The organism is Halopseudomonas aestusnigri, assembly GCF_002197985.1.
Classification (GTDB): domain Bacteria; phylum Pseudomonadota; class Gammaproteobacteria; order Pseudomonadales; family Pseudomonadaceae; genus Halopseudomonas; species Halopseudomonas aestusnigri.
In genome coordinates this window covers 223,741-246,315 of the sequence record NZ_NBYK01000001.1, presented here as the reverse complement: position 1 = coordinate 246,315, position 22,575 = coordinate 223,741, and the positions used below count along the sequence as shown (strand labels likewise).

The following is a 22,575-nucleotide window of genomic DNA, read 5'->3' as shown; positions in this document are numbered from 1 at the left end:
CATCTCCTCAGCGTTTGCGGCGGGCGCGACCCAGCAGCCACCAGAACAGCACACCCAGGGTCAGCAGGGCTGGCACAGCTGCGGTATTGAGCCACTTCAGCCGGCTACCCAGCTCGTCAATATCGGCATTGAGCTGATAGCGCACATCACGCAGTTGCTTGCGAATGGCCAGCTTCTCGTCGAGGAAGGCCTGGATCGCATCGCGCTGCTCGGTGGTCAGCTCGGTCAACTGGCCGGGATCCTGGCTCTGCTGCAACTGCGCGAGCTTCTGGTCGGTCTCGGCCAGCCGTTGCTGCAAGCGCTCCTCGCTGGCACGGAAGCGGCTTTCGGCCTTGCGCTGCAGCTCTTCAACCACGGTGAACGGACGGCTGAAGTCGCCACGCGAACGCACACTGATCAGCGCTTCCGACCCGGACAGGTTATCCAGTGCGTTGACCAGCAGACCGGCGTTCTCCGCCCATGGCTGGGCAATACGCTGACCGAACAGATCACGTACCTGGGTCCACATGCGGTCGGTCAGCATATCGGTGTCGGCGATGACCACCACATTGATGTTATCTGCCTGCGTCAAGCCGGGTTCATACCCTTCAAGCCCCTGCGGGTAGGCCGATTTGGCCGGCCCGTGCAGACGTGCAGCCAGGGTGTAGACGCTGTCGTCCGGCGTGAACGCCTTGAGCAGGTCCTCGGGGTCCTGCAGGTTGGCGAAGGCATCGCTCGGTAGCAACGCACTGTCTTTAGTGCTCTGCAACAGCGGAGTAAAGCGGGTCTCACTGCCCTCGACCGGCACCAGCGCGCCACCGGTCGCGTAGGTCAACAACTGCAGCGGGGCGGTAATGGTATCGTCGGCATCGATTTGCGCGGTTTCCACCTCAAGCCAGCCGATGTGACGGGCCGGGCGCTGACCAGGGCCACGACCAACCGCCATGCCCTGCTGGGCGTCGACCACAACCCTGGTCGGATCATAGGCCACACCCCAGGCCTGCAGCAGCGGCCCAAGATCAGATGCCTTGCCGTCCGCCATGCCCTGAATCATCGCCTCCATGCCCTGATCGGCCTCGGCGAAGGGATCCACATAAGCCAGCAGCTTGCCGCCACGCAGCACAAACTGGTCAATGGCGTACAGCGCCGATTCGGTCAGTGCCTTGGGATGGATCAGCAACAGCACGCCGATATCCTCGGGAATACTGTCGATATCCTCGGCCAGCGGCTTGACCTCGAACACCTGCCGCACCTGCTCAATCGACATCCAGGGAGCAGCGGGCTGCTGGGTGTAGGGGTTCATGCCGCCATCCACCGGCAGGCCGGAGATAAGACCGATTGCCGGCTTGTCGGGCTTGGCCAGGGTGCTGACCAGACGGCTGAGCTCATACTCGAGCATGCCTTCCTGCTCGAGTGCGAAGAACGGAATCACCTCACGCTGGGCCAACTCGTTGGTACCGGCCAGACCGAAGTACAGCGATTCACCGCTGTCGCTCAGCGGAATCGCCTGAAGGCCGAACTCGGCAGCGCGATCCTCGGCCTCGGAGAACGGCTCGGGGTCGATAATGTGCAGACGAATCTGGCCATTGGCGCGGCGCTCATACTCCTTGAGCATTTCCTCAACCCGACGCTGGTAGTTGCGCAGCACGGTCAGGTCCTTGCTCGCCGAATCGGAGAAAAAGAAGTACAGATCAATCGGCGCATCCAGCTCGTCAAGAATCTGCTTGGTGCCATCGGACAGGGTGAACAGCTTCTGTTCGGTCAGATCCAGTCGCGCGCCGGGCAGCAGCACGTTGGTTGCCATATTGAATGCAAAGAAGGCCAGCAGCAGCACCAGCAGGCCGGCACCGGAATACATTAGACGTTTCATAGAGTCAGCTCCTCAGTCGGCCTTTTTCAGGTCGATGACAACCGCCGTCGCGAGCAACCAGGCGCCCATCAGCGAGAAGAAATACAGCAAATCGCGCAAATCCAGCACACCCTTGCTGATCGCTTCGAAGCGGGTCAGAAAGCTGAACGAGGCGAGCGTATCGAGCACCCACTGCGGTGCCCAGCCACTGAAGGCGTTCTGCACCATGGATACCCCGCTGACAACAAACAGGAAGCACACCACCACACTGAGAATAAAGGCGATGACCTGGTTCTTGGTCAGTGCCGACATGCAGGAGCCGATGGCCAGATAGCCGCCAGCCATCAGCCAGCTGCCGATATAGCCGGTCAGGATCGCGCCGTTATCCGGCGAGCCAAGGTAATTGACGGTCAACACCATCGGGAAGGTCAGCAACAGCGCGATACCGACGAACACCCAGGCGGCGAGAAACTTGCCCAGCACCATCGCGGCTCGGGACACCGGCAGGGTCATCAGCAATTCGATGGTCCCCGACTTGCGCTCCTCCGCCCACAGCCGCATGGCGACCGCCGGGATCAGGAACAGGTACAGGCCCGCATGGAAGTTGAAGAAGGCGATCAGATCAGCCTGACCCGCCTCATAGAAGCCACCGACGTCAAAGGTAAACAGCGACGCCATGACCAGAAAGATGACGATGAAGATATAGGCCAGCGGCGTGGCAAAGTAACTGCCCAGCTCGCGGCGGAAGATTACACCCAGATTGTTCATACCGACTCCCCCGAGGTCAGACTGCGGAACACGTCGTCCAGACGACCGCGCTCCACCGACAGCTCATTGACCTGCCACTGCTGCTCACGCGCCAGTTGACCGACCGCCGGGAAGATCACCTCACCCGGTTTGGCCAGTACGGTCAACGCAAGACCGTCTGCCGAGCGCTCAACCGCGACCACACCGGGCAGCGATTCGAGCGCTGCGCTGTCAGCGGGCGCAGCGAGCGACAGGGTCACCGCCTGGTGATAGCGCGAGCGCGCTTCCAGCTCGTCAGGCGTACCGTCAGCCAGCAGCCGGCCCTTGCCGATAATCACGGCGCGCGAGCAGACTGCACTGACTTCTTCGAGGATATGGGTGGAAATCACAACAATCTTGTTGCTGCCTTCGGCCAGTTGCTGAATCAGCCGGCGAACCTGATGCTTCTGGTTTGGGTCCAGACCATCGGTGGGCTCGTCCAGAATCAGCACCTGCGGGTCGTGCAGAATGGCCTGGGCCAGACCGACCCGGCGCTTGAACCCTTTGGACAGCGTCTCGATGCGCTGGCCGAGCACGTCCTGCAGTTCGACCTGCTCAACGGCGCGCTGCACCTGACGCTGGCGCTCGGCACCAGCCAAGCCACGAACACTGGCGATAAATTCAAGGAAGCCCTTGACGCGCATGTCGCCGTAACAGGGCGCACCTTCCGGCAGATAGCCCATCTTCTGCTGCGCCAGCAGCGTCTGGGTCTGAATATCGAAGCCGCAGACCGACGCCGAACCGCCATCAGGCGTCAGAAATCCGGTCAGCATCTTCATGGTGGTGGACTTGCCGGCCCCGTTGGGCCCGAGAAAACCGAGCACTTCACCCGGCTTGACGTCAAACGACAGATTGTCGACGGCGACGTGATCGCCGAAGCGTTTGGTCAGGCTGTTTATGCTTATCATGCCTTTTATTATTCCCCCAGAATGGTCTTTCGCGCGGTCTGCGGCTGGCTTCTGCGGCCAGCGATCGCCCCTGATACCCATGTCGGTTTACGACAATGCAACTGTGCAGTGGTTCACAATCGCGAGAGGCAAAATGCCCCGTCTCCGGCCGGATAAGGATGCGCACGAGGCAGTGACTATATGAATCCCCCCGGTGCATTTCAAGCAACCATTTGCCGGGCGGTGCCGCCACCGCCATGACAGGCTGCGAGCGGCCGCCAAACCCGCTAAAATTCACCTCAAACCGCCTTGCGAAATCCGGCTACCGCCCACGCTGCCACAGAGATGTCCATGTCCGCTTCCTATTCCTCATTGTTCGGTCGCCTGCGTTTCGGTATGGCTCGCCGCCTGCTGTATCTGTGGGCCCGCTCGCGCCGGATCGGCGAAGGCGATGACATCGGCATAGACCCGCAGCGACCGGTAATCTATGTTCTGCCCTACCGCTCGCTGAGTGACCTTATCGTCGCCGACCGCGAATGCGTGCGCGCCGGCCTGCCACGTCCGGTGCGTGCCCCGCTGCCACCGCTCGACGAGCGTGATTCCTATGTATTCTTAAGCCGTGAACGCTCCTGGGTCGGCCGCCCGGATCCGCGAGGTCAGTCACCACGCCTCGGCAAGGTGCTGGACTGCGCGCTACAGGGCGCTGCCGACGTGCAACTGGTACCCGTCACTGTCTTCTGGGGGCAGTCACCAGACAGTGAATCATCGCCGCTGAAGTTACTGTTCGCCTGGAACTGGGTGGGCGGCCGCCTGCGCAAGTTTCTCGCAATCCTGCTGCAGGGGCGCAAGGTGCGCGTGCACTTCGGCCCGCAGGTGCCATTGCACACCCTGCTTGAACCGGGAATGGACCGCCAGCGCGCGATACGCCGAGTCAACCGTGTGCTGCGCGTGCACTTCCGCCAGCAACGCGCCGCCGTGGTCGGTCCTGAGCTGGTTCACCGCCGCACTCTGCTCAAGGGGCTGCTGCATGCCCCGCTGGTGCGCGAGGCGATCACCCGCGAGGCCAGCGAAAAGGGGATTGACGAGAGCAAGGCGCAAGCCATGGCCTCCCACTATGCCAACGAGATCGCCTCGGACTTCACCTACACCATCATCCGCTTCCTTGAGGTAGTACTGAGCTGGTTCTGGAATAAACTGTACGACGGCATTCGGGTCAATAACATCAAGCCGATCCAGGACATCGCCCGCGGCAATGAAATCATCTATGTGCCCTGCCACCGCAGCCACATCGACTACCTGCTGCTGTCCTACCTGCTGTTCCGCAACAGCATGACGCCGCCGCACATCGCCGCAGGCATCAACCTCAATATGCCGGTCATCGGCGGCATCCTGCGCCGAGGTGGCGCCTTCTTCATGCGCCGCAGCTTCAAGGGCAATCAGCTCTACACCGCCGTATTCAACGAATATCTGCACGCGCTGTTCAGCCGCGGCTTCCCGGTGGAATACTTCATCGAAGGCGGTCGCTCGCGCACCGGGCGCATGCTCAGCCCCAAGACCGGCATGCTGGCGATCACCCTGCGCAGCTTCCTGCGTTCCTCGCGCCGCCCCATCGTCTTCGTACCGGTCTATATTGGCTACGAGCGGGTACTGGAGGGCCGCACCTACCTTGGCGAGCTGCGCGGCCAGGCAAAGAAGAAAGAATCGGTCTTCGATATCTTCCGCGTGCTGTCAGCCCTCAAGTTGCCGTTCGGCCAGGTGGCGGTGAACTTTGGTGAACCACTGGCGCTGGCCGACTTCCTCGACCGCGAGCAACCCGGCTGGCGCAACCAGTCGATGGGGCCGGACTACCGCCCGGCCTGGCTGAACGACACCACCAACACCCTGGCCCGTGAGCTGACCAGCGGCATCAGCGCGGCCGCCGACGTCAACCCGGTCAACATGGTCGCGCTGGTAATGCTGTCCACTGCGCGTCTGGCGCTGGACGAGACCTCGCTGGCCAGCTCGCTGGATCACTACAAGGCGCTGCTGCAGGCGGTGCCCTACAGTGGCGGCGTGACCCTGCCGAATATCTCGGGCCAGGAGATGATCGAGCACGTTGAGGCCATGCAGATGATTGATCGCCAGTCCGACGCCCTCGGCGAGATTATGCGGCTGGACGAACCACAGGCGGTACTGATGACCTACTACCGCAACAACGTGCTGCATCTGGTCGCGTTGCCGGCGCTGATTGCCTGCCTGTTCCAGAACAACCCGCGCATGACCCGCGAGCAGATTGAGCGCCTGGTTACGGGGATCTATCCCTACCTGCAGAACGAGCTGTTTCTGCGCTGGAAGGAGGAGCAACTACCCGAGGTAATTCAGCAATGGATCGACAGCCTGATCGCGCAGCAACTGCTGCGCGAGGCCGATGGCCAGATCCAGCGCCCGGACCTGAGCTCACCCGAGTTTGTCATGCTCAGCCTATTGTCACGCAGCATCATCCAGATTCTGGAGCGTTTCTACATGGTTTCGGCGCTGCTGCTGAACTTTCCCAATGGCAGTCAGACTGCAGAACAGCTGGAGGCCCGCTGTACGGTGATGGCGCAGCGGCTGTCGATCCTGCACGGATTGAACGCACCGGAATTCTTCGACAAGACCCTGTTCCGCCAATTCATCCAGCGCCTGACCGCTGAACAGGTACTCAGCGCCGACGCCGAGGGCCGACTGAGTTATGTAGCCGGACTCGAAGATATTGCCGAAAACACCGCCAAACGCGTCCTGAGCGCAGAGGTGCGACTGTCGATCCGACAGGTGGCACGCAGCGCCGAAGGCTCAGGCAAACCGGCAAGTGCGGCATGACGGTACGTTACTCGAGTTTTTTCTTGCCGTAGATATCGTAGCGACTGGACTGGCCGGCCATCTCGGCGCTGGGCCGCTGTCCGGCAATGGCTGGCGCCTTGCGCGGCCGCTTGACCACGACCCGGTGACTGGCCAGCTGCAGCGCCGCCGCCAGCAGCTCGGGCGCGTCATCGTCACCGCCGGCGAGCGGGCGGAACAAGCGCATTTCCTTTTTTACCAGCGCCGACTTGTCCCGGTGCGGGAACATCGGGTCCAGATGAATGACCTGAGGCAGCTCCAACTGCCAATCCCCCATCGCGGCAATCGCATCGCAGTGCACCAGGTGCATGCGCGTGGCAATTTCCGCAACCTCCCCCCCTGCCGCACGGGCCCGCTGCAAGCCGTCCTCAAGCAACGCAGCGATCACCGGCTGACGCTCAAGCAGCGTGACCTCGCAGCCCAGCGAGGCAATCACGAAGCCGTCGCGCCCCAAGCCTGCGGTGGCATCAAGCACGGTGGGCCGGATACTGCCGCGAATACCCACCGCACGCGCCACCATTTGCCCGGCCCCGCCGCCAAACTGACGGCGGTGCGCCATCGCCCCGTTGACAAAGTCGACCCGCACCGCACCCGGTGCGCCATCTTCCGTGCTGCGCAACGCCAGCCCGTCATCATCGAACTCCAACAGCAACCCCGCTCCGTCCGGCAGATCCGCCAGCACCGGCAACTGCAGCCGCGCCGCCAGCGCCTGGGCAGCGACCTGAAAGCGGCTATCCCGCCAGTTGACCGCCAGGGTTAGGGGCATGTCGTCAGTCATGAGGTTTCCTGTTGCTATCAGAACAAGCCGCCCTGCTGCGGCATATCGACGGCCTCCTGCTCACCGGGCCAGAGCGGCATCGGTGGGAGGGTCGGCAGCCGTTCGCAGAGCGCGGCGTGAAAGTCTCGGGCCAGTTGCGGTGCCAGCCGGTTGTCCGGGGTGTGCATAAACAGCATCGGCTGACGCCCTTCCTGCAGCCACTGCGCACACTTGTCGAGCCAGGGCGCCAGTGCCTGCCAGTTGGCAGCCTGCTCCATGCCACCGATAAAGCGCACGCTGGGGCGCTCACTCAGCGCAATGGCGTGCACCGGCAGACGCGGCTTGCGCTGCCTGGCTTCCAGCGTCGACGGATCGGTCGCAGCACTGGCAAACAGGGCGCGGCTGTCGAAGCTGATGCGCTCGATACTGCGCTGATGCAGCAAACGATTGAGCTGGCGCTCGGCGTCATCCTTGCGGAAAAAGCCCGGATTGCGCACTTCGACTGCATAGCGGTATTCGCTCGGCAAGCTATCGAGAAAATCCGCCAGCGTACCCATATCTTGTGGCGCAAAGCGCTCCGGCAACTGCAGCCAGATTGGCCCGAGCCGCTGCCCAAGTGGCGCCATGCGGCTGAGGAAGGCCACCAACGCAGGGTGCGCCGGGTCCAGTCGACCGCCGTGACTGACTTCCCGTGGCAGCTTGGCGCAGAACTGAAAGTCGTGCGCCAGCAGCTCTGCCCAGCGGGCAACACGCGCCTCGCTCGGCAAGGAATAAAACGTGGTATTGCCCTCGACCGCGCCAAACACCCGGCTGTACTGCGCCAAACGCTCATCGGCGTCGCTGCCGCAGGTATAGAGGCTGCCCGCCCAGGCAGGCTCGGCCCAAAGCGGGCAGCCAGTGATGAAACGCATGGGTAGTGCGGTCACGACATCAGGCGTAGGTGTCGATGCCGACGATGGTGTCAGCGCCGCTGTCGACCGGCATGTTGGCGGTGCTTTGGTAGCTGGCGAGTGCCTGATTGGCGCGACCGTAGATCGGCTCATAAGACTCGCGCCGGGCAGGGATATACTCGGCGGCCGGGCTGGAGGTACGGACCACCTGTGCCGGCGGAAGACGCGTCGCGGTTACCCCGGCCTGCTCATTGCCGGGCACGGACGCAGCAGGGCTGCTGCCAGTAGTATTGGCAACCGCGCGGCTGCTGCGGTCAGGCAGCGATGAGTAAGGGTTGAAACCGTCCAGGCGCACCAGATTAGCTCCAGAGATAATGCCGCCAGCTTACGCCTGGCCTTTTGGCGTGGCAACCTTGTCGCGCAGGTAGACCGGCTGGGCATCGGCCGCATCCAGCACCTCACCGGCCAGCCAGCGCGGCAGGGCCAGGGTAATCAGGTCGACGGCATCCGGCAGCATCTGCGACCAACTGCGCTCGGCCGAGACCGCCAGCCGGTCGGCGTACTGCCAGCCAGTCCCGGCGCCGGCCACACTGGCTACCCCGTCAGGCAGGCTGACGGCTTCCGGCGGGCAGACCCGCTCGTCGTCCAGTGACTGCATGACGCCGTCCTGCAGGACGTATAGCCCCCAGTAGACTTCGTCCATGCGCGCATCAATCGCCGCTGCAACGGTCTCGGCGCCATGTTCGCGCCACGCGCGCTGGGCCAGCGCAGCCAGGTTGGACACCGCAATCACCGGCTTGTCGGCGGCAAAGGCCAGACCCTGCACCATGCCAGTGGCGATACGCACACCGGTAAAGGCACCGGGTCCGCGGCCGAACACCAGCGCATCGACATCCTGCAAACGCAGCTCGCGCTCGCCGAGCAGCTCTTCAATCATCGGCAGCAGACGCTGGGCGTGCTGACGCGGAATCACTTCGCTGCGCGCAGTGACGCGGCCGTCATGCAGCAGCGCGGCGGAACAGCATTCGGTGGCGGTATCCAGAGCAAGCAGTGTAGTCATGGTCGGATTCTGAATTCAGGGCCGGGCATTGTACAAAAATGCAAAGACCCGTGCGACCGAAGTCAGCACGGGTCTTGTGGTCAAGCGAGCAGGACTCAGTCCAGCGCGGTGATGACCTTGGCAGTGATCTGCTCGACGCTGCCGATGCCTTCCACCTTGGCGCACTTGGGCGTGCCCTTGGCAGCAGACAGCTTCTGGTAGAAGTCGACCAGCGGCTTGGTCTGGGTGTGATACACCTCCAGACGCTTGCGCACGGTTTCTTCCTTGTCGTCGTCACGCTGGATCAGGTCTTCACCCGTCACATCATCCTTGCCGGCAACCTTCGGCGGGTTGTGGTCGACATGGTAAACCCGACCGGAACCCGGGTGCACGCGGCGGCCGGACAGGCGGGCAACGATTTCTTCGTCGGCTACGGCAATTTCCAGTACGCGATCGATATCGATGCCGGCTTCAACCAGCGCTTCAGCCTGCGGGATGGTGCGCGGGAAACCGTCAAACAGGAAGCCCTTGGCGCAATCGTCCTGGGTGATACGCTCCTTGATCAGGCCGATGATCAGGTCGTCGGAAACCAGGCCGCCATTGTCCATGACTTCTTTCACCTGCTTGCCAAGCTCGGTGCCGGCCTTGACCGCTGCGCGCAGCATGTCCCCGGTGGAGATCTGCGGAATGCCAAAACGCTCGCAGATGAACTGGGCCTGTGTGCCCTTGCCCGCCCCGGGGGCGCCCAACAGGATAACTCGCATGATGTACTCCTCGTCTAACTGAATCCGAGCTGTCAGCGGCCCTAAACCAGCGACCTGCCTGGCACCCGCGCGCGGCGCAGATGCGGAAAAATTCGCACTATCCAGGCGGTGCTGGATCGCAAAGGGGGATCAACATACACGCCCGCGCCGACATGCACAAGACGGACCATTGTCGCAGGCAAACAAGCCATTGAAATACTTGACGATCAGCGCAGCCCATCAAGGCTGCGCTTTCTGTCGTCAGCCGGTATTGCGCATCCCGGCGGCGATGCCGGCCATGGTCACCATCAGGGCACGCTCAAGATCCGCATCAATCTTGTCGCCCTGCGCGCGGGTACGCGCCATCAGTTCGGCCTGCAGCACATGCAGCGGATCGGTGTAGGGGTTGCGAATCGCAACTGACTCACCGAGCGCCGGGTTGTGGGCCAGCAGCACATCGCTGTCACGCAGTTGCAGCACTGCCGCAGTGGCCTGTTCCAGGGCGTCACGCAGACGCTTGCCCAGCGGCCAGAGGTCCTCGCTAGCCAGACGCCGCTCATAGAAGCGGGCAATATCGACATCGGCCTTGGACAGCACCATCTCCAGCATCTCGACCCGTGCCAGGAAGAACGGCCAGTGCGTCATCATCTCGCGCAACTGGTCCTGCCTGCCCGCATCCAGCATCTCACGCAGCGCCTGTCCTGCGCCCAGCCAGGCTGGCAGCATCAGCCGGGTCTGCGTCCAGGCGAAGATCCAGGGAATCGCCCGCAGGGTTTCAATACCGCCCTGACTGCGCCGCTTGGCCGGCCGGCTGCCCAGCGGCAGACGCCCAAGTTCCTGCTCCGGCGTGGCCTGACGGAAGTACTCGACGAATTGTGGCTCGCCGCGCACTACGCCGCGATAAACCTCGACCGAACGATCCGCCATCTGCTGCATCATCTCGCGCCAGGCCGGTTGCGGTGCTGGCGGCGGCAGCAGGCTGGCTTCTAGCACCGCACTGGCGTACAGCTGCATGCTTTGCACGGCAATGCCGGGCAGACCGAACTTGAAGCGGATCATCTCGCCCTGCTCGGTCACCCGGAACTGGCCCCATACCGAGCCCGGTGGCTGCGACAGAATCGCCATGTGCGCAGGCGCCCCGCCTCGGCCAACCGTGCCGCCACGACCGTGGAACAGACGCAGGTGTACGCCATGACGCTGACAAACCGCCACCAGTGCCTCCTGGGCGCGGTACTGCGCCCAGCCCGCCGCCAGAGTGCCGGCATCCTTGGCAGAGTCGGAGTAACCGATCATGACTTCCTGCTCGTCGCCAACCAGCGCGCGATACTGATCCAGCGCCAGCAGCCGGTCGATGGCGTCGGCGGCGTGATCCAGATCATCGAGGGTTTCAAACAGCGGAGCGACTCGCATCGGCCAGGTGACACCGGTTTCCTTGAGCAGCAGCTTGACCGCCAGCACGTCGGAGGGATGCGAAGCCATGGAGATGACATAGGACCCGAGCAGCTCGCGCGGCTGCTGGGCAACCACCCGACAGGTCGCCAGCACTTCAGCCACGTCCGCAGACGGCTGCCAGCTCGGCGGCAGCAGCGGACGGCGGTTGTGCAACTCGTCAAGCAGGAAGCGGCAGCGAGCCTCCTCGTCCCAGTCGGCGTAGTTGCCCAGCTGCAGGTATTGGGTCAGCTCGCTGAATACCTCGGCGTGCCGCGCTGCATCCTGACGAATATCCAGTCGCACCAGCCCAAGCCCAAAGGCGTTGACCCGACGCAGGGTATCGAGCAGCGGGCCATTGGCGATGCGCTTGAGACCAAACTGCATCAGCGACCGGTAGCACAGCTCCAGCGGGCCGCGCAGGTCATCCAGATCGTGCAATACCTCCTCAGGCATGGGCACATCGGCGCTCAGCGACTGCTCCGCCCAGCGCCGGCTCGCCTGCAGCCGGGTACGCAACTGCTTGAGCACCGCGCGATAAGGCTCGTCGACCGAGTTCGCCTGCGCCAGCAGCTCGTCACTGGCGGCGTGCATTGACAGCTGATTGGTCAGCTCTTCGATGTCGCGCAGGTACAGATCCGCCGCCATCCAGCGCCCCAGCAGCAGCACCTCGCGGGTTACCGGTGCGGTGACGTTGGGGTTGCCATCGCGGTCGCCGCCCATCCAGGAGGCAATGCGCACCGGTGCGGCGCGCAGATCAAGATGCTCGCCTGTCGCCTTATGCACATCGGCGTCAAACTGACGAAGAAACTGCGGCAGAGCCTGCCACAGCGAATGCTCGATGACAGCAAAGCCCCACTTGGCCTCATCAACCGGCGTCGGACGGGTACGGCGAATCTCATCGGTATGCCAGGCCTCGCTGATCAGGCGGGCCAGATCCTGACGCACCTCACCACGTTCGCTGGAAGTCAGATCGTCGTGATCACCGCGGGCAAGGGCGGCGGCGATGGCGTCGTATTTCTGAATCAGGGTGCGGCGGGTCACTTCGGTCGGATGCGCGGTCAGCACCAGCTCAATGTCCAGATCATTGACCTGCTGCACGATGGCTTCGGCACTGAAGTTTTCCTGCTTGAGTCGGGCCAGCAGATCACTCACGCAACGCGACTCGAAGCCGAGCGGCTCATCCGCCCGGCGGCGGCGAATGCGGTGATGCTGTTCGGCGATGTTGGCCAGGTTGAGGAACTGGTTGAAGGCACGACAGACCGGCAGCAGCTGGCTATCGGGCAAGTCCTGCAGGGCGCTGAGTAACGCTTCATTGGCGGCCTGATCCGCCTTGCGCCCCTGTTTGGCGCCCAGACGGATGCGCTCGATGCGCTGCAGAAAGTCCTCCCCCAGGTGAGCCTTAATGGTCTGCCCGAGCAGGGCTCCCAGATTGTGGACGTCTTCGCGCAAGCGGGCATCGATATCGGTCATGGACTTACCTCCGAACAGTATGAGCGAACAGCATGCGATGCCCGCCCGTCCCTGACAAGGGGCCAATGGCACTGAAAGCCTGCGCGAATGGTCTATGCTGAGGGTGTCGCCACAAGCGACGGTCAGTCATCAAGGGGGAAAACATGAAGATCCGTGAACTCACCCAGACTTGGGAAAAAACCGCCAAGGGCCGGGTTACCCGCAACAGCTACAGCGTACATCTGTCACTCGAGGACGCGGCCCGCCTGGAAGCCCTGCACGAGATGTATCCGAAACGCCAGATCGAGGACCTGATTACCGACCTGCTCGGCGCCGCACTGGAGGGACTCGAAGCCAGTCTGCCCTACCAGGCCGGCAAGGACGTCATCGCGGTCGACGAAATGGGCGACCCCCTGTACAAGGACGAGGGCCCGACACCGCGCTATCTGGAGCTGAGCCGCAAGCACCTGCAGGAGTTGCTCGAGCGCCAGCAGGAAACCCAGCATTAAGCGCGGCGACAAGCACGGTCACGGCATGCCGTGACCCTACAAGCCTTGCTGCTTGGCGGCATCCCACAGGGCGTCGAGTTCGTCCAGCGAGCGCTCGGCCACCGTAGTTCCCTGCGCACGCAGTTGATCTTCGATAAAGCGAAAGCGCCGCTCGAACTTGGCATTGCCCTGGCGCAGCGCGTTTTCCGCATCGACACCCAGGTGCCGGGCCAGATTGACCACGCAGAACAGCAGATCACCCATTTCTTCGGCAACGGCCTGCTGCTGGCCAGCCGCGAGCGCTTCACGCACTTCGTCGAGCTCTTCACTGATCTTGTCGATCACCGGGGCCGCCTCGGGCCAGTCGAAGCCGGCCGACGCCGCGCGTTTCTGCAGCTTCTGCGCGCGACTCAGGGCCGGCAGCGCCGCCGGTACATCATCCAGCAGTGACAGCTGCTCAGGCTGGCCTGCTTTCTCGGCCCGCTCCTCGGCCTTGATCTGCTCCCAACGCTGCTTGATCTGCTCGGGCGCCAGGGTCAGGGTGCCGGGCGGGGTACGCAGATTGCCGTCGGGGAACACATGCGGGTGACGCCGCACCAGCTTGCGGGTAATGCCATCGACCACCTCGTTCCAGCTGAAACGCTCTTCCTCGCTGGCCAGCTGGGCGTAATACACCACCTGAAACAGCAGATCACCCAGCTCGCCGCGCAGCTGATCGAAGTCGCCCTGCTCGATGGCATCGGCGACTTCGTAGGCCTCTTCCAGCGTATGCGGCACGATGGTCGCGTAGCTCTGCTCCAGATCCCATGGGCAACCGTGCTGCGGGTCACGCAGGCGCTGCATTAGGTACAGCAGATCGTCCAACTGGTAACTCATCCACGACCTTCCTGGCGGTTACGCCGCGCCTCAATCACGTTCGGCAGCTGGCTGATCCGCGTCAGCAGGCGACTGAGCAGACTCAGACTCGGGATCTCGATGGTCAGCAGCATGGCCGCGTAGTTATCGTCCTTGTTGGTCCGCGTATTGACCTCCAGCACGTTGATCTTCTCATTGGCCAGCAACAGCGACACGTCGCGCAGCAGGCCGGAGCGGTCGTAGGCCTTGATATAGATTTCCACCGGGTAAGTCTGCACCGGCGCGCCACCCCAGCTCACCTCGATCAGGCGCTCGGAGTCACGATCCTGCAGCTGCATCGCATTGGCACAGTCGGCGCGGTGAACAGTGACGCCACGACCGAGGGTGATATAGCCGATGATCGGGTCACCCGGCACAGGCTGGCAACAACCGGCCAATTGGGTCATCAGATTGCCGACGCCCTGAATGTAGACATCGCCGCGGCGGCCGACAGAAGAGCGGCTCGGCTTCTTCGGAATCAGCTCCAGCTGCTCGCTGTGACGATCCGGCTCGACCAATTGCTGGGCCACAGTCACCACATGGGCCAGGCGCATGTCGCCGGCTCCGACAGCGACGAACAAATCTTCCTGACTCTTCAGCCCGAGGCGGTCAATCAACTGCGCATAGTCTGCGCCGTTCAGGGCCATACGGGTCAGCTCGCGCTCGACCATCAGCTTGCCGGCCTGCACGTTCTGCTCGCGGGCCTGTTCCTTGAACCAGTGCTGAACCTTGGCCCGCGCGCGTGACGTGTTCAGGTAGCCGAGGTTGGGGTTCAGCCAGTCACGACTGGGCCCGCTCTGCTTGCCGGTAATGATCTCGACCTGCTCACCGGTCTGCAGCAGGTAGTTGAGCGGTACGATGCGGCCGTTGACCTTGGCGCCGCGACAGCTGTGACCGATCTCGGTGTGTACCCGATAGGCGAAATCCAGCGGGGTCGCGCCCTTGGGCATGTCCAGCACGTGGCCGTCGGGGGTGAACAGGTAGATACGATCCGGCTCGAAATCCACCCGCAGCTGTTCGGCCAACCCGCCGATATCGCCCATCTCCTCGTGCCATTCCAGCACCTGTCGCAACCAGGCGATCTTGTCCTCGTAGGCGTTGGAGCTGCTGTCCGGATCGGTCCCCTTGTAGCGCCAGTGGGCGCAAACACCGAGCTCGGCCTCTTCATGCATGGCCTGGGTACGGATCTGCACTTCCAGCACCTTGCCCTCGGGGCCGATCACCGCCGTATGCAGCGAGCGATAGCCGTTTTCCTTGGGGTTGGCAATGTAGTCGTCGAACTCGTTGGGAATGTGCCGCCAAAGGCTGTGAACTACCCCAAGAGCGGTGTAGCAATCACGCACCTGCGGCACCAGAATCCGCACTGCGCGCACGTCGTATACCTGACTGAAATCGATGCCCTTGCGCTGCATCTTCCGCCAGATCGAGTAAATATGCTTGGCCCGACCGGTAATGTCGGCATGAATGGACGCTTCTTCCAGTGCCTCGCGCAACTGCGCCATTACCGCATCAATATATTCCTGCCGGTCGAGCCGACGCTCGTCCAACAGCTTGGCAATCTGCTTGTACTGGGTCGGCTCCAGGTAGCGGAAGGACAGATCTTCCAGCTCCCACTTGATATGACCAATCCCGAGACGATGGGCCAGCGGTGCATAGATGTCGAACACCTCACGGGCAACCCGGTAGCGCTTCTCCTCCGGCGCGTCCTTGACCGCCCGGATGGCGCAGGTACGCTCGGCCAGCTTGATCAGGGCGACGCGCACGTCATCGACCATGGTCACCAGCATCTTGCGCAGATTCTCTACCTGGGACTGGGTATTGAACATGGCGTTGTTGCCGGGATTCTGCGACACACTGATGGCCGCCATGCGCTGCACGCCATCGACCAGATGGGTGACAGTCGGACCAAACCGGTGCTCGACCTCGGTGAGATCGGTCTTGCGCTCGCGCACAGCGCGATAGACGACTGCGGCGACCAGCGAATCCTGGTCGAGTTTGAGGTCAGCCAGGATTTCGGCCATTTCAAGACCGGTGCGATAACTGCTGGCGCCGTCAGCCCAGATGTTCTCCGCAGCGATCGCCTGTTGCTCAAGATCACATGCCCATTCGCATGCCTCATGAAGCACCTGGGGGTCGCTGAGCTGGGTGCGCTCCCCGATCCTGCTGATCCAGGCGTCGATATTGACGCTGCCGTCCTGATTGATCGGGTGTGCTGCTCTGACCTGTACCATTTTCTTATCCTCGCCCGGAGGCGATCTACTGTCTCCGGAACAATGCCATGGCTTCGACATGGGCGGTTTGGGGGAACATATCCATGATGCCCGCCCTGACCAGGGTATAGCCCTTGCCAGCCAGAATTCCCGCGTCCCGCGCCAGCGTGGCCGGGTTGCAGGAAATGTAAAGTATGCGCGCGACACCCATTGCTGCCAGATCGGCCACCAGCTGATCGGCGCCATCACGCGGGGGGTCCAGCAGCGCGGCCGTATATCTCTGGGGCGCAGCCGACATTTCAAGGGGCTTCGACAGGTCAGCCGAGAAAAAGTGCACCGCATCCAGGCGGTTTTTGCGCGCATTTTCCTGCGCGCGCGCCACCATCTCTTCACTGCCCTCGATACCCACCACCGAAGCGCCTGCCCGGGCCAGCGCCAGGGCGAAGTTACCGACGCCGCAGAACAGGTCCAGCACCGCTTCGCCCGGCTCAATCGCCAGCCAGTCCAGTGCCTGATTGACCATGGCCTGATTGATCTGCGGATTGACCTGGGTGAAGTCACCCGGCGCAAAACCCAGCGTCAACTGCTGATCAGCCAGCTTGTACGCCGGCTCGGCAGCCGAGCCCAGCGGCACCGCTGCAGCGTCATCGCCCTGCAGCCAGCAGCCCATGCCATGCTGCTCGGCAAAGGCCAGCAATTGTTGCTGATCTTCGGCCGGGAGCGGTTGCAGATGACGCAGCACCAGCGCCGGATGCTCAGCGCCGATCAGCTCGACATGCCCCAGCGTCTCGACAGAGCGCAGCCCGCGCAGCAGCGCTGGCAAGGCCTTGAGCGCCGCCTCCAGCTGCGGCACCAGAACGGGGCATTGCGTTACGTTGACCAGCTCATTGCTGGCGCGTTGACGAAAGCCCACATCCAGCTCGCGCCGCTGCCGATCCCAGCGCAGCGCGATACGGGTGCGCTGGCGATAGCCATAATCCGACCCGGACAATGCCGGCGCCCATTGCTGTGGCTCAACCTGGGCGAAATGCTGCAATTGCTGGGCCAGCGCCTGTTGCTTGATCTCCAGCTGCTGATAGTGCGGCATGTGCTGCAAGCTGCAGCCACCACACAGTTCGATGTGCGGACAGCGCGGCAGCTGTCGATCAGGGCTGGCCTGCTGCAGGCTTTCCAGGCGCGCCTCAATCAGCTTGCTGCGCGCACGAATCACCCGGGCAGTGACCTGCTCACCGGGCAATCCGCCCTCGACAAAGGTGGTCCGTCCACGCCAGCGACCGATACCGCGCCCGTCGTGGGTCAGACGCTCCAGGGTCAGCTCGATACGCTGCCCGACCGCAGCCGGTGCATCGGCTGCAGCAGTCGTGCGCGGCCGTCCGCGACCGCGTTTCACAGTGGACCGTCGTAGACGCCGGTGGACAGGTAGCGATCGCCGCGATCACAGATGATCGCCACGATGACGGCGTTCTCGACCTCGGCACTGATGCGCAGCGCTGCGGCCACCGACCCGCCGGATGACACACCACAGAAGATGCCCTCTTCACGCGCCAGACGACGCATGGTCACCTCGGCCTCCTGCTGGCCCATATCGATCACACGATCGACCCGGGTGTCGTCAAAAATGGTAGGCAGATACTCCTTCGGCCAGCGACGGATACCGGGAATCGCCGCTCCCTCGACAGGCTGCAGGCCAACAATCTGAATCGACGGATTCTGTTCCTTGAGGTAACGGGAAGTCCCCATGATGGTACCGGTGGTGCCCATCGAGCTGATGAAATGCGTAACGGTACCGTTTGTGTCGCGCCAGATCTCGGGGCCAGTGCCGCGGTAATGCGCCTCGGGGTTGTCCTGGTTGCCAAACTGGTCAAGTACCTTGCCCTGCCCCTCGGCCTGCATGCGCAACGCCAGATCGCGCGCGCCCTCCATGCCCTGAGCCTGGGTGACCTCAATCAGCTCGGCGCCGTAGGCCGTCATCGCTGCCTTGCGCTCGGCACTCATGTTATTCGGCATGATCAGCACCATGCGGTAGCCCTTGATCGCTGCTGCCATGGCCAGGGCGATGCCGGTATTGCCGGAGGTCGCCTCAATCAGGGTGTCGCCGGGCTGGATATCCCCGCGTGCCTCGGCCCGCTCGATCATCGACAGCGCCGGCCGATCCTTGACTGAACCGGCCGGGTTGTTACCTTCGAGTTTGACCAGGATGGTATTGCTGGTATTGCCGGGCAGGCGTTGCAGGCGAACCAGCGGGGTGTTGCCGATGCAGTCGGCAATGGTTGGGTAACTCATGACTCTACCTCGGGGGCCGGTTGACCCGGGTACCCGGGTCGTCGAAGCTGTGCTTTTTAACAAGTCGGCCTATGATACCGGCAACGGCGAAGTGGATATAGCAAATGAACGAGATCGGTATCAAGGCAAGGCTGCTGCTGATGACCCTGATCCCCGCGGGGATTCTGGCCACGGCTGTTGGCGCCTATTTCAGCTGGCAGCACCTTGGTGACCTGCAGCAGCAATTGCTCGAGCGCGGGCAGCTCACCGCCGAACACCTGCAAAGACCAGCCACCGAGGCCTTGCTGGCCGGGCAGCCCGAGCGGCTGCGCAGCGCTCTGGCAAGCACCCTGAATTATCAGGATGTGCGCGCGGTAACGCTGTATGACGCCGATCACCATCCACTCGAACACAGCGGCCCGCAGATGTTCATCGCCGATCAGCCCGTACCGGAAACCCCGCTGGCGGCGGGTACCGGCCTGCAGATCCGCAGCGGTGAGCGCAGTACCCGTTTCGTCCTGCCGCTGCAGGCCAGCCCCGAGCTGCTGTCAGACAGCACTCGCACCGATCTTGAGCCGGATGCGCTGATCGGCTGGCTGGAAGTCGAACTCAGCCACGGCAATACCCAGCTGCGTACCTACCAGACCCTGCTCAGCACCCTGGTACTGGTTCTGCTTGGCCTGCTGATCACCAGCCTGATGGTCAGCACCATGGGCCGTCGTATCCTCGAACCGATTGCCGACATCAACCAGGCCATCGCCCGAATCAGCAGGGGCCAGCTCGATGTGCGCCTGCCGAAGCAGGGTGCGCGCGAGCTGGACGATCTGGTCGAGGGCATCAATACCATGGCCCAGGCGCTGCAGAGTGCGCAGGGCGAGCTGCAACAGAACGTCGAGCAGGCCACCGAGGACCTGCGCCAGACGCTGGAAACCATCGAAGTTCAGAATATCGAGCTCGATATGGCGCGCAAGGCGGCGCAGGAAGCCAGCCGGATCAAGTCCGAATTTCTCGCCAACATGAGTCACGAGCTGCGCACACCGCTTAACGGGATTATCGGTTTCAGCAACCTGCTTCAGCGCACCGAGATGACAACGCGCCAGAGCGAATACCTGGACACCATCAGCAAGTCGGCCAGCAACCTGCTGGCGATCATCAACGAAATTCTGGACTTCTCCAAGATTGAAGCCGGCAAGCTGACCCTCGAGAGCATGCCATTCAACCTGCGTGATCAGATCGAAGAAGCGCTGACCATGCTCGCACCGGCCGCTCACCAGAAGCAGATCGAGCTGGTCAGCCTGATCTACAGTGACGTCCCGCTGGGCCTCAAAGGCGATGCACTGCGCCTGAAACAGATTCTGTCCAACCTGCTGAGTAACGCGATCAAGTTCACGCACGTGGGGTCGGTTTGCCTGCGGGTTATGCTGGAAGAGGAAAACGACAGCGAGGCGACCTTGCGCATCAGCGTCTCTGACACCGGCGTTGGCCTTTCCGAGGCACAACAGAAGTCGCTGTTCCGGGCCTTCAGTCAGGTCGATAACTCGCTGACCAGGCAGACCGGCGGCACCGGCCTGGGGCTGGTCATCACCAAGCGCCTGGTCGAAGAAATGCAGGGCGACATCGGCCTGAATAGCAGACCCGGGGAAGGCTCCGAGTTCTGGTTGACGATCACCCTGAATAAATCCAGCCAGGCCAGCGACGACCTTCCCGTGCGACCATTTTCCGGCATTGAGGTCGCTGTTTACGAGCCCTTCGACCTGACCCGGCAAGCTCTGCTCCACTCACTTGAGGGGCTTGGCCTGCAGGCACGCCTGTACGCCTCACTCAGCGAGCTTGATAGCGACCTCAACGCAGCGCGGGGCCAGACCATTGCGCTTGCCCTGATCAGCAGCGGCAACAATGACTCCGAGTGGACCGAAAGCGTTCAGGCAGCTCAGCGCTGGGCCGCCGCCGGGCAGTGCCAGAGTATTCTGCTGGTAGACACGGTCGCGCAACCGGACTTGCTGGATCAACTGCCGCCGGCACACTGCGCGGTGCTTTCCCGTCCACTGTGCCTGCGCAAGCTGTATCGCACCCTTACCCGTCTGCTGTCACCCCGCGCGGGCGTAGCGGCGGAGTCGTCGACCCCACTGCTGTCCGAGCGACGCAGCAATCCGGACAGCGTCAGCATTCTCTGCGTCGACGATAACCCGGCCAACCTCAAACTGGTCGAAACCTTTCTGCAGGAAATGGGCACCCGGGTGCGTACCGCCACCAGCGGAGAAAACGCCCTCGATATCCTTGATGAACAGCGCTTTGATCTGATTTTCATGGATGTTCAAATGCCCGGAATGGACGGACGCCAGACAACCGAGGAACTGCGTATTCGCGAAGAGATCAGTCAGCAGTCGGCCACGCCGGTCGTTGCACTGACCGCCCACGCGCTCGCAGATGAACGACGCAAACTGCTCAAATGCGGCATGAATGACTACCTGAGCAAACCGATCAGCCCCGAGCAATTGCGTGACAGTATCTTGAAATGGACCGGTCACGACCTGTCACCCGGCGCTGCACCGACGTTGGAGGAGCAGCCGGAGCAACCTGCAGACAGCGAACCGCGCATACTGGATCACGACGAAGGGTTGCGGCTGGCGGCTGGCAAGGCAGATCTGGCGCAGGAGATGCTGGATATGCTGATGCAGAGCCTGCCCGGCGACCGCGAGCAGATAGAGCAAAGCTACCGGGCCGGCAACACCGACGCGCTGCTGGAGACGGTGCACCGCCTGCACGGAGCAACCCGCTACTGCGGCGTACCCGAGCTGCGAAGACGCTGTCTGCAAGCCGAAACCAGACTGAAGGAAAAGGCGCCCTGCGGCGAAGAAATAGAACGGCTGCTGGAAGCTGTAGACCGCCTGCAGGGCAGCCTGTCAGTCCTGTGACCAGAGGGCAAACGCCAGCGCCTGCTCCCGCTCGTCACTGAGCGAGAGCAGCATGCGCCCGCCGCCGCCGTCCGCCACTCGCTGGGCCGCGGCCCCGCTCAGCACAACGACCGGGGCACCCAGCGGATCACGATCAATCTGCATGTGCTGCCAGGACAGCCCTCCGGCCAGCCCGGTACCGAGCGCTTTCATGATGGCTTCCTTGGCCGCAAAGCGTTTGGCCAGAAAGCGTGCCGGCTGACCGTGATCGGCAAAACGGGCAAACTCGTCCGGCGTCAGGATACGCCGGGCAAAACGCTCGCCCTGGCGCCCCAGCGCTGCCTCAATCCGCGACACCAGCACCAGGTCGGTGCCGATACCCCGGATCATCGGCCAGATGCTTCCATGATCAGTTGGCGCATGTCACGCACCGCACCGGCCAGACCGGAAAACAGGGCGCGGGCGATAATCGCGTGGCCGATGTTCAGCTCATTGATTCCGGGAATCGCAGCAATTGCCTGAACGTTATGATAATGCAGACCGTGCCCGGCGTTGACCACCAGACCAAGCTTGCGGGCGTAGGTGACGGACTCGCGGATACGCTCCAGCGCCTGCTGCTGCTCGGCCCCCTCGGTATCGGCATAGTGGCCCGTGTGCAGCTCAATCACCGGCGCGCCCAGCCGCTTGGCCGCCTCAATCTGGCGCCGGTCCGGGTCGATAAACAGCGACACTTCACTGCCGGCCGCGGCCAGCCGCTCGATGGCCGCCTGAACGCGCGCCTCGTTACCGCAGACGTCCAGCCCACCCTCGGTAGTGAGTTCTTCACGACGTTCCGGGACCAGACAGACATGTGCCGGACGAATCTGCTCGGCAAAGGCGACCATCTCATCGGTAACCGCCATCTCGAAATTCATTCGCGTCTGCAGCACCTGTGCCAGCAGGTGAATATCACGCTCCTGGATATGACGACGATCTTCACGCAGATGCACGGTAATACCATCTGCCCCGGCCTGCTCGGCTTCAATGGCCGCCTGGACCGGATCCGGGTAACGGGTACCACGGGCCTGACGCAGAGTAGCGACGTGGTCGATGTTGACGCCCAACAGCACGCGATCAGACTGGCTCATGCAAGATTCTCCGTTGACTATGCCGGGCGGCGAT

At 62.8% G+C, this 22,575-nt stretch carries 18 protein-coding genes; 3 read left to right on the top strand and 15 right to left on the bottom strand.

Features of this window, described 5'->3' with window-relative positions:
* Positions 1-7: 7 nt before the first annotated feature.
* The 3 genes from B7O88_RS01210 to B7O88_RS01200 are packed head-to-tail and all read right to left on the bottom strand — an operon-like array spanning position 8 to position 3,522.
* A complete protein-coding gene (locus B7O88_RS01210) occupies positions 8-1,849 on the bottom strand; it encodes a GldG family protein (protein WP_088273376.1) in 1,842 nt (613 codons plus the stop codon).
* Between the two features lie 12 nt (positions 1,850-1,861).
* The gene (locus tag B7O88_RS01205) at positions 1,862-2,596 is read right to left on the bottom strand and encodes an ABC transporter permease (RefSeq protein WP_088273375.1); all 735 of its coding nucleotides are present in this window, start codon (positions 2,594-2,596) and stop codon (positions 1,862-1,864) included.
* Positions 2,593-3,522, bottom strand: coding sequence for an ABC transporter ATP-binding protein (locus tag B7O88_RS01200; protein ID WP_088273374.1), 930 nt, complete (start codon positions 3,520-3,522; stop codon positions 2,593-2,595). Before B7O88_RS01200 ends, B7O88_RS01205 begins: the two co-directional genes overlap by 4 nt.
* Before the next feature lie 330 nt (positions 3,523-3,852).
* Here B7O88_RS01200 and plsB point away from each other — a divergent pair, with 330 nt between their 5' ends.
* Positions 3,853-6,339 (top strand): glycerol-3-phosphate 1-O-acyltransferase PlsB, encoded by a 2,487-nt coding sequence (gene plsB / locus B7O88_RS01195; protein WP_088273373.1) that lies wholly within the window; start codon positions 3,853-3,855, stop codon positions 6,337-6,339.
* Positions 6,340-6,346: 7 nt separating this feature from the next.
* Here plsB and B7O88_RS01190 read toward each other — a convergent pair whose 3' ends face one another.
* The 6 genes from B7O88_RS01190 to ppc form a co-directional block, all read right to left on the bottom strand.
* Positions 6,347-7,135, bottom strand: coding sequence for a class I SAM-dependent methyltransferase (locus tag B7O88_RS01190; RefSeq protein ID WP_088273372.1), 789 nt, complete (start codon positions 7,133-7,135; stop codon positions 6,347-6,349).
* A 17-nt stretch (positions 7,136-7,152) separates the two neighbouring features.
* On the bottom strand, positions 7,153-8,025 hold the full coding sequence (locus B7O88_RS01185; protein WP_088273371.1) for a DUF72 domain-containing protein: 873 nt from the start codon (positions 8,023-8,025) through the stop codon (positions 7,153-7,155).
* Positions 8,026-8,044: 19 nt separating this feature from the next.
* Positions 8,045-8,359, bottom strand: a complete 315-nt coding sequence (locus B7O88_RS01180; protein WP_088273370.1) for a hypothetical protein — start codon at positions 8,357-8,359, stop codon at positions 8,045-8,047.
* Between the two features lie 30 nt (positions 8,360-8,389).
* Positions 8,390-9,064: a tRNA (adenosine(37)-N6)-threonylcarbamoyltransferase complex dimerization subunit type 1 TsaB gene (gene tsaB, locus B7O88_RS01175; protein ID WP_088273369.1), complete on the bottom strand. Its 675-nt coding sequence runs from the start codon at positions 9,062-9,064 to the stop codon at positions 8,390-8,392.
* 95 nt (positions 9,065-9,159) lie between these two features.
* A complete protein-coding gene (gene adk / locus B7O88_RS01170) occupies positions 9,160-9,807 on the bottom strand; it encodes an adenylate kinase (protein ID WP_088273368.1) in 648 nt (215 codons plus the stop codon).
* 240 nt (positions 9,808-10,047) lie between these two features.
* A complete protein-coding gene (gene ppc, locus B7O88_RS01165; RefSeq protein WP_088273367.1) occupies positions 10,048-12,687 on the bottom strand; it encodes a phosphoenolpyruvate carboxylase in 2,640 nt (879 codons plus the stop codon).
* A gap of 143 nt (positions 12,688-12,830) precedes the next feature.
* On the opposite strand from ppc, the gene B7O88_RS01160 reads away from it, so the two are divergent.
* Positions 12,831-13,175 (top strand): pilin assembly protein, encoded by a 345-nt coding sequence (locus tag B7O88_RS01160; protein WP_088273366.1) that lies wholly within the window; start codon positions 12,831-12,833, stop codon positions 13,173-13,175.
* 36 nt (positions 13,176-13,211) lie between these two features.
* Here the strand turns inward: B7O88_RS01160 and mazG are convergent, their stop codons facing one another.
* From mazG to cysM, 4 genes are read right to left on the bottom strand one after another with little or no spacing between them, the layout of a single operon-like run.
* Positions 13,212-14,030, bottom strand: coding sequence for a nucleoside triphosphate pyrophosphohydrolase (gene mazG / locus B7O88_RS01155; RefSeq protein ID WP_088273365.1), 819 nt, complete (start codon positions 14,028-14,030; stop codon positions 13,212-13,214).
* Positions 14,027-16,279: a GTP diphosphokinase gene (gene relA / locus B7O88_RS01150; protein WP_088273363.1), complete on the bottom strand. Its 2,253-nt coding sequence runs from the start codon at positions 16,277-16,279 to the stop codon at positions 14,027-14,029. Before relA ends, mazG begins: the two co-directional genes overlap by 4 nt.
* Before the next feature lie 25 nt (positions 16,280-16,304).
* Entirely contained in the window at positions 16,305-17,648 is a 1,344-nt protein-coding gene (rlmD, locus tag B7O88_RS01145) for a 23S rRNA (uracil(1939)-C(5))-methyltransferase RlmD (RefSeq protein ID WP_088273362.1), read from the bottom strand.
* On the bottom strand, positions 17,645-18,541 hold the full coding sequence (gene cysM, locus B7O88_RS01140; RefSeq protein ID WP_088273360.1) for a cysteine synthase CysM: 897 nt from the start codon (positions 18,539-18,541) through the stop codon (positions 17,645-17,647). Before cysM ends, rlmD begins: the two co-directional genes overlap by 4 nt.
* Positions 18,542-18,645: 104 nt before the next feature.
* Between cysM and B7O88_RS01135 the strand changes: the two genes are divergently transcribed.
* Positions 18,646-21,435, top strand: a complete 2,790-nt coding sequence (locus tag B7O88_RS01135; RefSeq protein WP_088273358.1) for a response regulator — start codon at positions 18,646-18,648, stop codon at positions 21,433-21,435.
* Here B7O88_RS01135 and acpS read toward each other — a convergent pair.
* Positions 21,424-21,804, bottom strand: a complete 381-nt coding sequence (gene acpS, locus B7O88_RS01130; protein WP_088273357.1) for a holo-ACP synthase — start codon at positions 21,802-21,804, stop codon at positions 21,424-21,426. The genes B7O88_RS01135 and acpS overlap by 12 nt on opposite strands.
* Positions 21,801-22,541 carry a pyridoxine 5'-phosphate synthase gene (gene pdxJ, locus B7O88_RS01125; RefSeq protein WP_088273355.1) on the bottom strand — a complete coding sequence of 247 codons (741 nt, stop codon included), beginning with the start codon at positions 22,539-22,541 and terminating at the stop codon, positions 21,801-21,803. The genes acpS and pdxJ overlap by 4 nt, the downstream gene beginning before the upstream one ends.
* Between the last annotated feature and the right edge of the window lie 34 nt (positions 22,542-22,575).